The organism is Streptosporangium longisporum (genome assembly GCF_039534895.1).
In the GTDB taxonomy this organism is placed as follows: Bacteria; Actinomycetota; Actinomycetes; order Streptosporangiales; family Streptosporangiaceae; genus Streptosporangium; species Streptosporangium longisporum.
Window position 1 is genome coordinate 209,876 of record NZ_BAAAWD010000010.1, and the last position, 12,307, is coordinate 222,182.

9 protein-coding genes are annotated in these 12,307 nt (G+C 72.0%); 3 read left to right on the top strand and 6 right to left on the bottom strand.

The genetic code is table 11. From position 1 onward, the window contains the following. Positions 1–382: 382 nt before the first annotated feature. From ABD832_RS19860 to ABD832_RS19875, 4 genes are all read right to left on the bottom strand, one after another. Positions 383–1,387, bottom strand: coding sequence for an ABC transporter permease (locus ABD832_RS19860; RefSeq protein ID WP_344897397.1), 1,005 nt, complete (start codon positions 1,385–1,387; stop codon positions 383–385). Then, positions 1,384–2,355, bottom strand: coding sequence for an ABC transporter permease (locus ABD832_RS19865; RefSeq protein WP_344897400.1), 972 nt, complete (start codon positions 2,353–2,355; stop codon positions 1,384–1,386). Before ABD832_RS19865 ends, ABD832_RS19860 begins: the two co-directional genes overlap by 4 nt. Further along, entirely contained in the window at positions 2,348–3,874 is a 1,527-nt protein-coding gene (locus ABD832_RS19870) for a sugar ABC transporter ATP-binding protein (RefSeq protein WP_344897402.1), read from the bottom strand. The genes ABD832_RS19865 and ABD832_RS19870 overlap by 8 nt, the downstream gene beginning before the upstream one ends. A 66-nt stretch (positions 3,875–3,940) precedes the next feature. Continuing rightward, positions 3,941–5,023 (bottom strand): ABC transporter substrate-binding protein, encoded by a 1,083-nt coding sequence (locus ABD832_RS19875; RefSeq protein ID WP_344897406.1) that lies wholly within the window; start codon positions 5,021–5,023, stop codon positions 3,941–3,943. A gap of 341 nt (positions 5,024–5,364) precedes the next feature. Here ABD832_RS19875 and ABD832_RS19880 point away from each other — a divergent pair, with 341 nt between their 5' ends. The 3 genes from ABD832_RS19880 to ABD832_RS19890 all read left to right on the top strand — a co-directional run bounded on the left by ABD832_RS19880 (position 5,365) and on the right by ABD832_RS19890 (position 9,958). Then, positions 5,365–6,153, top strand: a complete 789-nt coding sequence (locus tag ABD832_RS19880) for a DeoR/GlpR family DNA-binding transcription regulator (protein WP_344897409.1) — start codon at positions 5,365–5,367, stop codon at positions 6,151–6,153. A 106-nt stretch (positions 6,154–6,259) separates the two neighbouring features. After that, on the top strand, positions 6,260–7,786 hold the full coding sequence (locus ABD832_RS19885; RefSeq protein ID WP_344897412.1) for a sugar ABC transporter ATP-binding protein: 1,527 nt from the start codon (positions 6,260–6,262) through the stop codon (positions 7,784–7,786). Positions 7,787–8,026: 240 nt separating this feature from the next. Then, a complete protein-coding gene (locus ABD832_RS19890; RefSeq protein ID WP_344897415.1) occupies positions 8,027–9,958 on the top strand; it encodes an APC family permease in 1,932 nt (643 codons plus the stop codon). A 148-nt stretch (positions 9,959–10,106) separates the two neighbouring features. On the opposite strand, the gene ABD832_RS19895 is transcribed toward ABD832_RS19890, so the two are convergent. Further along, a complete protein-coding gene (locus tag ABD832_RS19895; RefSeq protein WP_344897418.1) occupies positions 10,107–11,303 on the bottom strand; it encodes an MFS transporter in 1,197 nt (398 codons plus the stop codon). A gap of 16 nt (positions 11,304–11,319) precedes the next feature. Then, on the bottom strand, positions 11,320–12,210 hold the full coding sequence (locus tag ABD832_RS19900; RefSeq protein ID WP_344897421.1) for an MBL fold metallo-hydrolase: 891 nt from the start codon (positions 12,208–12,210) through the stop codon (positions 11,320–11,322). Positions 12,211–12,307 lie beyond the last annotated feature (97 nt).

Consider the following 12,307-nt stretch of genomic DNA (forward strand, 5'->3'; position numbering starts at 1 on the left):
GACGCGCGGATCGCCGGGTGCGCGCCCCGGGAGGGCGTGCACCCAACGGGTGGGGTGATCAGAAGTGAATACTTCGAAACATCTCGTGTCAATATTCGATCGGATCTGATCGCGCCGATCGCGTACCGCGTTACGTGCCGGTCCGTGCCGGGCCGGGGGCACCCCGTGACACCCGTGTCGCTCCACCTGGCCGTCATGACAGCTGAGCATCACGGTGTCAGGGAACGCGACCGGCCCGGCCGTCGTCGACGGCCGGGCCTAAACGCAGCAGGGAACGCCACCATGCCCGGCCATTGTGACGGCCGGGTGACGAGCGGGGGACGCCGGATCGCGGCGTCCCGGGCAGGCGTCGTCCGGGAAGGAGGCGCGCAGCCCCCTCACGTCAGGTGTCCTGTTGTCGTATCCCGCCGAGCACGCGGTGCGTGATGACGACGATGGCGAGGAACGCGCCGCTGACGACCTGCTGGAAGGAGGAGGAGAGCCCGGGGATCTGGTTGATCAGGTTCTGGATGACCCCCAGCAGCAGCGCCCCGGCGATCGTGCCGCCCAGACCGCCGGCACCGCCGGTGAGCAGCGTCCCGCCGATCACCACGGCCGCGATCACGTCGAGTTCGAGCCCGATGCCGAGGATCGTCACGCCGGAGGACAGGCGGGCGGCGTTGAGCGCCCCGGCCAGACCGGCGAGCAGCCCGGACATCAGATACACCATGATCTTGGTACGGGCCACCGGGACGCCCATGAGGGCCGCAGCGTCCTCGTTGCCGCCGATGGCGTACACGTTCTGCCCGAATCCGGTGCGCTGCAGCAGGATCGCCGCGGCGGCCAGGATCACCAGCATGATGAAGAAGGGGTAGCCGATCTCGAACAGGGCGCCCTGGCCGATGCCCGCGAACACCTTGTCCTCCACCAGGTAGGTGGTGGCGCCCTCGTCGGTCATGGAGAGCATCAGGCCGCGCGCGCCGAGCAGCCCGGTCAGGGTGACGATGAACGGCGCCATCCGGGTCCGGGCGATGATCAGCCCCTGGACCAGGCCGAACGCCCCGCAGACCGCGAGCGGCAGCGCCAGCGCCACGACGGCGCCGTGACGGGAGCCGTACGCGGCCAGGACCCCGCCGAGCACGAACAGCGAGCCCACGGACAGGTCGATGCCGCCGGAGATGACGACGAAGGTCATGCCGATCGCGATGATCGCCAGGAACGAGGAGGCGGTGGCGATGTTGCCGAGGTTGGCCGGCGTGGTGAACGCGTCGAACCCGAGCGTGCCCACGACCAGCAGGGCGCCGAGCACGACGAGGGCCCCGTGCCGCTGGAAGAGCCGTCCGGCGCGTTCCCGGGACGTCGGCGCGCTGGTCGCCGAGGGTGCCGGACGAGCGGTCTGGGTGGTCACCGGCGCTCCCGTGCTGCGTAGACGGCCGCGAGGATGATCGCGGCCTGGGCCATCTGGGTCCAGGACTGGGGGAGGTTGTGCTTGATGAGGGTCGCCTGGAGGAGCTGCATCAGCAGGGCGCCCATCACGGTGCCGAGCACCCGCACGCGGCCTCCGGTCAGCGGGGTGCCGCCGACCACGACCGCGGTGATGGCCGACAGCTCCATGAACAGTCCCAGCGAGGTGGGGTCGCTGGCCTGCAGCCGGGAGGTGGCGAGCGTCCCGGCGATGGCGGCGAGCACGCCGGACAGCACGTACACCGACAGCAGCACCCTGCGCACCGGCAGCCCGGCGAGCCTGCTGGCGGCGCGGTTGCCGCCGATCGCGACGAGCTGGCGCCCGAAGGTGGTCCTCCTGACGAGGAACGCCACGGCGACGATGAGCGCGACGGCCACGAGCACGACGATCGGCACACCGGCCACCGAGTCGCTGCCCAGCGCGACGAGCGTGGGGTTGGAGAACTCCCGCAGCTGGGGGAGCAGCACGTTGGCCAGGCCGCGTACCCCGACCAGGAGGGCGAGGGTGGCGACGATCGGCTGTACGCCCACCACCGCCACCAGTGCTCCGGCGGCCGCGCCGACCAGCGCCCCGCCGGCGATCGCCATGGCGATCGCCGCTGGGGCCCCGTACCCGAGGTAGAGGGCGGTCAGGGAGGCGGCCAGGGCCATCACCGAGCCGACCGACAGGTCGATCCCCTCGGTGCCGATCACCAGCGCCATGCCGAGCGCGACGATCACGATCGGGGTGACCTGGACGAGCTGGGTGCGGAAGTTGTCGGCGGCCAGGAAGTGCGGGGTGAAGGCGGCGTTGAAGACGAACAGCGTGGCCACCGCCGCGTACACGCCGTACCGCTGGAGCCAGGCGATCGTCCCGGCCCGGCCGGACGGGCCCTTGCTCGGGGCGTCGGTCACCACGGTGGTCTCAGTCATCGCTCTTCCCCGCGATCGCGGCCATGATCTTCTCTTCCGTCACGTCGTCGCCGCTCAGCTCGCCCGCGACCGCTCCGTCGCGGAGCACCACGACGCGTTCCGATCCCTCGACGAGTTCCTCCAGGTCGGAGGAGATGAGCAGGACGGCGAGTCCTTCTGCGGCCAGGTCGTCGATGAGGGCCTGTACCTCGGCCTTGGCTCCGACGTCGATGCCGCGGGTGGGTTCGTCCAGCAGCAGGACCTTGGGGTTCATGGCCAGCCAGCGGGCCAGCAGGACCTTCTGCTGGTTGCCGCCCGACAGCTCACCGGCACGCTGACCCGGACCCGCGGCCTTGATGCGCAGGCGGCTCATGAACGTCTCCACCACCCGGTCGACGGCGGCCTCGGAGACGATCCCGGCCCGTGACAGCCTCGGCAGGGCGGCCAGCACGATGTTCTCCCGCACCGACAGCGTGGGCACGATCCCCTCGGCCTTGCGGTCCTCGGGGAGCAGGTTGATCCCGGCCCGGATGGCGGCGCCGACCGAGCCGGAGGGAACCGCCCTCCCCTCCACCGTGACCTGCCCGGAGTCCAGCGGCAGGGCACCGGCGATCGCCTTGGCCGTCTCGCTGCGCCCCGACCCCAGCAGCCCGCCCAGGCCGACGATCTCCCCGGGCCGCAGGGCGAGCGACACGCCGTTCAGCACGTGCTCGCGGTCGAGCCCGGTCGCCGACAGCACCGCGGGGGCGTCGCGCGCGTGGTCGCGGCCGCCGAACCTGGTCAGGCCCTCCGAGGCGACCTGCTGCAGGTCACGTCCCAGCATCAGGGAGATCAGCCGCAGCCGCTCCAGTTCCGCCAGCGGGCCGGTGTGCACCAGGCGGCCGTCACGCAGCACGGTGACGTGGTCGCAGATGCGGTAGAGCTCCTCCAGCCGGTGGCTGACGTAGATCACCGACCGGCCCTGGGCCTTGAGGTCGGCGATGGTGTGGAACAGCCGGTCGACCTCGCGCGGTTCCAGCGAGGAGGTGGGCTCGTCCATGATGACGACCTGCGCGTCGGCCTGGACGGCCCTGGCCAGGGCGACCATCTGCTGGGAGCCCAGGCCGAGCGATCCCAGCGGGCGGCGCACGTCCGGGCGGATGCCGTACCCGTGCAGGATCTCCGAGGCCCGCCGCCGCATCTCGGCGAAGTCGATGAGGCCGAGGCGGCCCCGCGGCTCGCGGCCGAGGAAGAGGTTGCGCGCCACGCTCATCTGCGGGACGAGGTTGACCTCCTGGTAGATGGTGGCGATCCCGGCACGCTGGGCCTGCAGCGGGCTGGTGAAGTCCATCCGCTCGCCCCGGTACCTCACCTCACCCGCGTCGAGACGGTAGACCCCGGTCAACACCTTGATCAACGTGGACTTGCCCGCGCCGTTCTCCCCGACCAGCGCGTGCACCTCCCCTTGGCCCAGGGCGAAGGAGATGTGGTCGAGGGCCGTGACCCCGGGGAACACCTTGAGGGCGCCGACGGCCTCGAGGACCGGATCGCTGACTGGCACGGGGCTCCTTTCCTGCCACCCGGCGCACGCGCGCTCGGCACGGGCGCCGGGTCGCCGACGGGCGGATCAGTAGGTCTGGGGCAGCGAGGACTTGGCGCTGGCCTCGTCGTACTCGCGGTCGGCGATGGTGACCTTCTCCGGGATGCTCTCGCCGTCCAGGAACTTCTGGGCCGTCGAGAAGGCCAGGGCGCCGAAGCGCGGGTTGGACTCGATCACGGCCTGCAGCCAGCCGTCGACGATGCCCTGGACCGCACCCCGGGTGCCGTCGATGGAGACGATCTTCACGTCTCCGGGCTTCTTGCCCGCGCCCTTGAGCGCGGTGACCGCGCCGAGGGCCATCTCGTCGTTCTCGGCGTAGATGCCGTCGATGTCGGGGTTGGACTGGATGAGCTGCTCGGTGACCTGCTGGCCCTTCTCGCGGGCGAACTCACCGGTCTGCTCGAAGGTGATCTCGATCTCCGGCGCCTCGGCGGCCATCTGCTCCTTGAAGCCGGCCGTCCGCTCGGTGGTGACGTTGTTGCCGGGGGAGCCCAGCAGGATCGCGACCTTGCCCTTGCCGCCCATCGCCTTGATCATCTGGTCGGCGGCGCGCTTGCCCTGCTCGGTGAAGTCGGACCCGATGAAGGTCAGGTAGTCGGTGCAGTGCTTGGCGTTGATCTTCCGGTCGATCGTGATGATCGGCACCTTCTTGGCCGCGGCCTGCTGCAGGACCGGCTCCCAGCCGTCGGAGTTGAGCGGAGCGATCACCAGCAGCTTCGCGCCTTGGGCGATGAGCTGCTGCACGTCGCTGATCTGCTTGGAGAACTGCGACTGGGCGTTGGTGACCTTGAGGTTGGCGATGCCGGCCTTGGCGGCCTCGTCCTTGATCGACTGGGTCTCGGCGATGCGGAACGGGTTGGCCTCCTTCTCCGACTGAGAGAAGCCGACCACCGCGGTCTTCAGGTCGAACGCGGTCCCGCCGTACTGCTTGAGCGTGCATCCGGGGCCGGCCGAGCCGGTGGGGGTCTGCACCACCTGTCCCTGGGCCTGGGAGTCGGACGGGCCGGGGGCCGCGGTGGTGGTCTCGGACTTGGCGCACCCCGAGGCGAGCAGGGCGGCGGTGGCGAGCAGGACGACGGCGTGGCGGGAACGGTATGCGAGCGGGGACATCTGTCCTCCTGGAGGCGAGGCCATCATGCGATGATCAAAGGGTGGTAGGGAAGCGCAACAAACCAGTAACCTTCCCGTCACTTAGTAATCACAATCGATCGTATTCGATCAAAATTTTTGTAAAAGTGATCAAATGTGATCGCTAACACGGGGTCGCTCCCGCGCCGGAAACAGCGGATCCGTCGGCCGGGACGGGCTCCGGGAGCTCCGCGGGAGCGCGGAGGCGCCCGGGGACGGGGCCGGTACCGTCATCCACCCGTAATCCGGATTCTTTATGATCGGGGCCGATCAGCACTAGTCACAGGGCGGGCGGACAGGTGACGGACGGAAAGACCAGCGATATGGCCGACGGTGCGCGGCCGGTGTTCGCGGCCGAGCGGCGCCAGCGCATCCTCGACCTGGTGCGCGTCAACGGTGCCGTCTCCCTGCGCGACCTCGCCCGGGCGGTCGGCTCCTCCGAGGTCACCGTCCGCCGTGACGTGCGGATCCTCGAGGGCGAGGGGCTGCTCGACCGTCACCACGGCGGCGCCACCCTGCCGGGCGAGCTCTCCCGCGAGCCGACCTACCTGCAGAAGGCCCAGCTGGCCGACACCGAGAAGACGGTCATCGCCGACCTGGCCGCCTCCCTGGTCGAGGACGGCGACGCGATCGCCGTCGGCGCCGGCACCACGACCCAGGCGTTCGCCCGGCGCCTGGTCAGGTACGGCGAGCTCGCCGTCGTCACCAACTCGCTCCTGGTGGCCCAGGCCCTGGCCGACTGCCCGCGGATCGAGGTGGTGATGACCGGGGGCACGCTGCGCGGCTCCATCCACGCCCTGGTCGGCAGCCCTGCGGAGCAGTCGCTGGCCGGGCTGCGGGTGCGCCGCGCCTTCATCTCGGGCAACGGCCTGACCACCGAGCGCGGCCTGTCCACCCCCAACCTCCAGGTCGCCAGCGTCGACCGCGCGATCGCGCGGGCCGCCGAGGAGGTGGTCGTCCTCGCCGACCACACCAAGATCGGCGTCGACACCATGGTCCAGACCGTGCCCACCGAGGACATCACCCACCTCGTCACCGACGACGGGGCCCCCACGGAGATCCTGGACGACCTCGCCTCCCGGGGGGTGCGGCTGCACGTCGCCCGCCGCTAGCGACGGGCCGATCACCTTGGGCCGAAGGCGTCCGTTCCTTTACGGGATCGTTTCCTTTCTCGGTCATCATCGGGACATGCTCCCGGGCGATCCACGGAGGAGTCTTATGACAGCCGGTATCCGGGCCGTCGAGGCGGCGGGAATCGTCAAGGACTTCCCCGGTGTCCGCGCCCTCGACCACGTCTCCCTGACCCTCGGCGCGGGAGAGGTCCACGCCCTCGTGGGGGAGAACGGCGCCGGCAAGTCCACCCTGGTCAGGGTGCTGACCGGCGTGCACCGCCCCGACTCGGGAAGGCTGCGGCTGCGGGGCGAGGAGGTGCGGTTCGCCGGCCCCCTGGACGCCCGCCAGGCCGGGATCTCCACCATCCACCAGGAGGGCAACCTCGTCCCGAGCATGAGCGTCGCGCGCAACCTGTTCCTCGGCCGCGAGCCCCGTAACCGGTTCGGCCTCATCGACGCCGCGCGGGCCCGGCGGCTGACCGAGGAGATCCTGCGCGAGTACGGCCTGTGCCTGGACGTGCGCCGCCCGCTGGGGTCGTTCGGGCCGGGGACGCAGCAGATGGTCGCCCTGGCCCGGGCCGTCCAGGCCGACGCGCGGGTGGTGGTGCTGGACGAGCCCACCTCGTCACTGGACTCCCCGGAGGCCGAGACCCTCTTCGAGGTGATCGCGCGGCTGCGGGCCCAGGGCCGGGCGGTGCTCTACGTGACCCACCGGCTGGAGGAGCTCGACCGCGTCTGCGACCGGGTCACCGTGCTGCGCGACGGCCGCGTCGTGCACACCGGCCCCGTCGCCGGGCTCGACCGGCTCCGGCTCATCTCGCTGATGCTCGGCCGCAACCCCGCCGACATCGCCGAGCAGGGCACGACCGCGTTCGCCGCCCGCTACCCCGAACCGGCCGACGCCCCCGTCCTGCGCGCCACCGGCCTGGTCAAGGACCACGTCCTGAACGGGGTGTCGCTGGCCATCCGCCCCGGTGAGGTCGTGGGCCTGGGCGGGCTGATCGGCTCGGGACGCAGCGAGACCGCCAAGGCCATCGCGGGCGCGCTCACCCTGGACTCCGGCGAGGTGACGGTCGCCGGCCTGCCCGTACGCGGCCGTACGGTCAGGAGCGCCATCCGCGCCGGCATCGGCCTGCTCCCCGAGAACCGCACCACCGAAGGGCTGATCGGCTCGCTGTCGGTCAAGGAGAACATCGTGCTCGCGGCGCTGCCGCAGCTGTCACGGGCGGGGATCGTCTCCGAGAGCAGGATCGACCGGATCGTCGAGATCTTCATCAAGCGGCTCGGCATCAAGGCCGCGAGTCCCGGTCAGCCTGCGGGTGAGCTGTCGGGCGGCAACCAGCAGAAGGTCCTGCTGGCCCGCTGGCTGGCCATGAACCCCAAGGTCCTGCTGCTGGACGAACCCACCCGCGGCATCGACGTCGGAGCCAAGGCCGAGGTACAGGCCCTCATCGACGACCTGGCCGCAGAAGGACTCGCCGTCCTGCTCATCTCCTCCGACCTGGAGGAACTCGTCGAGGGCTCCGACCGCGTCGTCATCCTGCGCGACGGGGCCGTCGTCTCGGAGTTCAACGGCCCCGACATCACCGCCGGACTGATCATGACGACGATGGCGGACCGCCCCTCCGGGTGAGGGGTCCCCTCGTGCCCGCCTCGCCACGCTCCTTCGTCGCCGTCACCGTGTTCCTTCGTGTTCCCGCGTCGCCCGGTTCCGGGACCGGCCGGGGTGCCCGGCGGCCCGCCTGCCGGTGGCGCCGGGCGACGGCCCGGAACACGGGTCCCGTCGAATGTTCCGCAGGGGACATGGTGCAGCATGGGCGTCTGTCAGGAACAGGACGTGACGGTCCGCGCGAGGGCAACCGAGGGGAACACCGTGGCGAGCACATCGGCGTCGGCGTCGGCGCAGGTGGAGGCGGGGCTGCGCGGGTGGCTGCTGAAGGGGCTGCAGCGCTCCGACCCCCGCACCACCGGCCCGCACCACGAGGAGTCACCCGCCCACCAGCACACCTGGTGGCAGGTGATGTGCCTGACGGGCGTGGACTACTTCTCCACCCTGGGCTACCAGCCGGGCATCGCCGCGCTGGCCGCCGGGTCGCTCAGCCCGATCGCCACCGTGCTGCTGGTGGCGCTGACCCTGTTCGGCGCGCTGCCCACCTACCGGGCGGTGGCCGAACAAAGCCCCAACGGGCTCGGGTCACTGTCGATGCTGGAGCGGCTGCTGCCCGGCTGGCGCGGCAAGCTGCTGGTGTTGTTCCTGCTCGGCTTCGTGGCCACCGCCTTCATCGTGACGATCACCCTGTCGGCGGCTGATGCCACCGCCCACCTGCTGCACAACCCGTTCGTGCCGGAGTTCTTCTCCGGCTGGCAGGTGCCGGTCACGCTGGCGCTGATCGCCGCCCTGGGCGGGGTGTTCCTGGTCGGGTTCGGCGAGGCCATCTCGATCGCCGTCGTGCTGGTCGTCGTCTACCTCGTCCTGAACGTGGTCGTCGTGGCCGTCGCCGTGCAGCACGTCCTGGTCGCCCCCCAGCTGGTCACCGGCTGGCAGGCGGCGCTGACCGCCCAGCACTCCAGCCCGATCGCGATGATCGCCGTCTCGCTGTACGTGATGCCCAAACTCGCCCTGGGCCTTTCGGGGTTCGAGACCGGCGTGGCCGTGATGCCCCTGGTCAAGGGGGACCTGGCCCGGCGGATCAGGGGCGCGAAGAAGCTGCTGACCACCGCGGCGATCATCATGAGCGTCTTCCTGATCACCTCCAGCTTCGCCACCACCGTGCTCATCCCGCCCGCCGAGTTCGCCGAGGGCGGCGCGGCCAACGGCCGCGCCCTGGCCTACCTGGCACACGCCTATCTGGGCGACGGGTTCGGCACCGTCTACGACGTCTCCACCATCGCGATCCTGTGGTTCGCCGGCGCCTCGGCGCTGGCCGGGCTGCTCAACATCGTGCCGCGCTACCTGCCCCGCTACGGCATGGCGCCGGACTGGTCGCGCGCGGCCCGGCCGATGGTCCTGGTCTTCACCGCCATCTCCTTCGCCATCACCGTGTTCTTCGGCGCCGACGTGGAGTCCCAGGGCGGGGCCTACGCCACCGGGGTGCTGGCGCTGATCCTCTCGGCCGCCGTCGCGGTCACCCTGGCCGCCTGGAACACCGGCCGCCACCGGGCGGCGTTCTTCTTCGGCACCGTCACGCTGATCTTCGCCTACGCCACCGTCGCCAACGTCATCGAACGTCCCGACGGCCTGGTGATCGCCCTGCTGTTCGTGCTGGCCATCGTGACCACCTCGCTGGTCTCGCGGGCCACCCGCTCCACCGAGCTGCGCGTCACCCGCATCACCATGGACGACCTGGCCCGCGAGTACATCAACACCTGCGGCACCATCCAGCTCATCGCCAACGAACCCCACGTCCGCGACCACAAGGAGTACGTCGACAAGGCCCGCGAGGCCTGGGAGCTGCACCGGTTGCGCACCGGCGAGGGACTGCTGTTTTTGGAGGTCAGCGTCTTCGACGCATCCGAGTTCACCAGCGAACTGCGCGTCGTCGGTGAGGAGCGCCACGGGTTCCGCGTCCTGCGGATGCAGAGCCCCACGGTCGCCAACGCCATCGCCGCCCTGCTGCTGTACCTGCGCGACCAGACCGGCAAGATCCCGCACGTCTACTTCCACTGGGCCGCCGAGGGCAACCCGATCGGCGCGCTTTTGCGCTACCTCGTCTTCGGCGGAGGCGACATCCCGCCCCTGACCCGCGAGGTGCTGCGCCAGGCCGAGCCCGACACCGCCCGCCGCCCCATCGTCCACGTCGGCTGAGGCCCGGCCGCCGCCCGCGCACCGGCCGCGCCCGGGCGGTCGCCGCTCGGCCCCGGTCCCGGCCCCGACTCTGCCCTCGGGTCCCGGTCCCGGTCCCGTCCTGACCCCGGTCCCGGCCCTCGCCCGGGCGCGGGCGAGGGCCGGGACCTCAGCGGGACCGCCGCAGCACCAGTGCCCCGGCCGTCATCGACGCCGCGCCCGCGACGGCGGCCGCTCCGGCGATGGACGCGGCGCCCGCGAAGCCGAGGGCGTCGGACAGGGCGCCGAAGGCGAACGGGGCGACGGCGGCGCCCGCGTAGATGCCGACCTGGACGGTGTGCCCGGCGTTCTCGGCCCGGTCCGGGACCAGCCGCAGCGTGGTGGCCAGCAGCAGACCCGTCCAGCCCCAGCCCGCCGAGAAGGCCAGCGCCGCCCCGAGGACGAACGTCACCGGGGTCCCGATCGCGACCAGCGCGAGCCCGAGGCCCCCGGTGAGCATCATCGCGGCGATCACCGCCGGGTTGTGGCGGGGCGCCCGGTCGGTGAGGGCCCCGGCGGCGAGCCGCACCACGATGGCGGCCAGGGCGCTCAGCGACAGCAGGTTGCCGGTGACGGCGACGGCCAGCCCCGACGAGGTGCCGAGCTGCACGAAGTACGAGGCCACCGCGTTGTTGCCGGTCGCCGACAGGGCCGCCGCCAGCGCCCAGAGCACCAGCACCCGCCCGGTCCCCCGCGGGCCGCCGGCCCCGCCCGTCCCCGCCCGTCCGGGCGGCGGGGCGGCCGGGACGCGGGCCAGCGGGGCGAGCGCGACCGGGACCAGGGCGACCAGGGCGGCGAGCAGCATGGCCGTCCGCCATCCGTGCTCCTGAAGCACCATGGCGACGAGCAGGCCGGGGACGAGGGTGCCCGCCCCCAGGGCCGCGCCGACCGTGCCGGCGGCCAGCGAGCGCCGGTGCGCCGGGACGCGCGCCGCGATCAGCCGTCCCGCCGCGGGCTGGACCAGGCCGTTGCTCAGCCCGCCCGCCACCAGCACCGCCGTCAGTGTCGCGACGCCGGTCGCCCGGGAGGCCGCCGCCATCACGGCCGCCGCGGCCAGCGCGGCGAGGGCGAGCACCGCCGGGACGGGCAGCCGCGCGGCCAGGCGTTTGGCGACGGGCGAGCCCAGCGCGGTGGCGGCGTAGAAGGCGCTCATCGCCAGCCCCAGGGCGCTTCGGGACAGGTGCAGCTCGGACGCGATCGCCGGGGCCAGGGCCCCGACGGTGAAGCCGGGCATCACCGTCACGGTCGCGGTGAGCGCGGCCGCGACGATTCCCGGCCAGTGCCCCGTGCGCGGCCCCGCCAGGGGCTCGCGGGCGGTCGCCGTCACGCTCGTCCCCGGCGGATCATTCGGGGTGGGCTCGCCAGGCGGGGCCGTCCCCGTCCCGGCGGACGTGCCCGAACACCACGTCGGCGAAGTGGACACCGAAACCGATCGTGCCGGGCTTCTCCAGCTCGGCGACGAGACGGCGGCGCACGTCGGTGGACGCGACCGGGTCGTGGTCGACCACGGCCGGCCACTCGGGGTGCCCGATCTGGATCGGCGAGTGCAGGGCGTCGCCGAAGGCGATCAGCCGCCTCCCGCCCGAGGTGATCACGTAGGAGGCGTGCCCGGCCGTGTGGCCGGAGGCGAGCACCATCCGCACACCGGGGAAGATTTCCTCCCCGTCGGCCACGGTGCGGACGCGGGGCGCCATGGCGGCGAGCATCCCGGCGGTCGTGCCCTGCTCCTCGGCCAGGTCGTGCCGTGCCCACTCGGGCCCGCTCACCAGATGGTCGGCGCCGGCGAACGCGAGCCGGTCACCGCCCGGGACGGGGAGCCACGCCCAGCCGATGTGGTCGACGTGCAGGTGCGTGAAGGCGACCGCCTCGATCCCCTCGGGCCCGCGGCCGAGCGCGGCCAGGTTCTCCAGCAGCGCTCCGCCGTGGAGGCCGGCGTACGGGGCGTCCGGGTCGTCGGGAAGCTTCTGCGGGCCGTACCCCGCGTCGATCAGCAACGCCCGGTCGCCGTGCTCCACCAGCAGCCCGCCGATGCCCGCCACCAGGTGGCCGGAGTCGTCGAGGTACTCCGGACGGGCGGCCCACACCTCGTCGGTGGTGTCCGGGAACCAGCCGCGCGGCTTCAGTCGCACCGCCCCGTCCGGCACGTAGGTCACCGTGATGTCGCCCAGCCGTAGCGACCGGATGCCCGCCGGACGCCGCAGCCGTTCGTCATGGCCCGGCACAGGGTTCCTCAATGCTCTCGTCCTTCCTCGCGACAGGGATCGGCGCCGCCCCGTGAAGCGGCGCACCGGGAGCCTAAGGTTACAGCTTGAATATTTCAAGCTGTAAATA

What these genes read in the sequence shown, in the direction of transcription:
- ABD832_RS19865 (WP_344897400.1), bottom strand. Translation starts at nt 2,355, where the DNA reads ATGACTGAGACCACCGTGGTGACCGACGCCCCGAGCAAGGGCCCGTCC.
- ABD832_RS19875 (WP_344897406.1), bottom strand. Translation starts at nt 5,023, where the DNA reads ATGTCCCCGCTCGCATACCGTTCCCGCCACGCCGTCGTCCTGCTCGCC.
- ABD832_RS19880 (WP_344897409.1), top strand. Translation starts at nt 5,365, where the DNA reads ATGGCCGACGGTGCGCGGCCGGTGTTCGCGGCCGAGCGGCGCCAGCGC.
- ABD832_RS19885 (WP_344897412.1), top strand. Translation starts at nt 6,260, where the DNA reads ATGACAGCCGGTATCCGGGCCGTCGAGGCGGCGGGAATCGTCAAGGAC.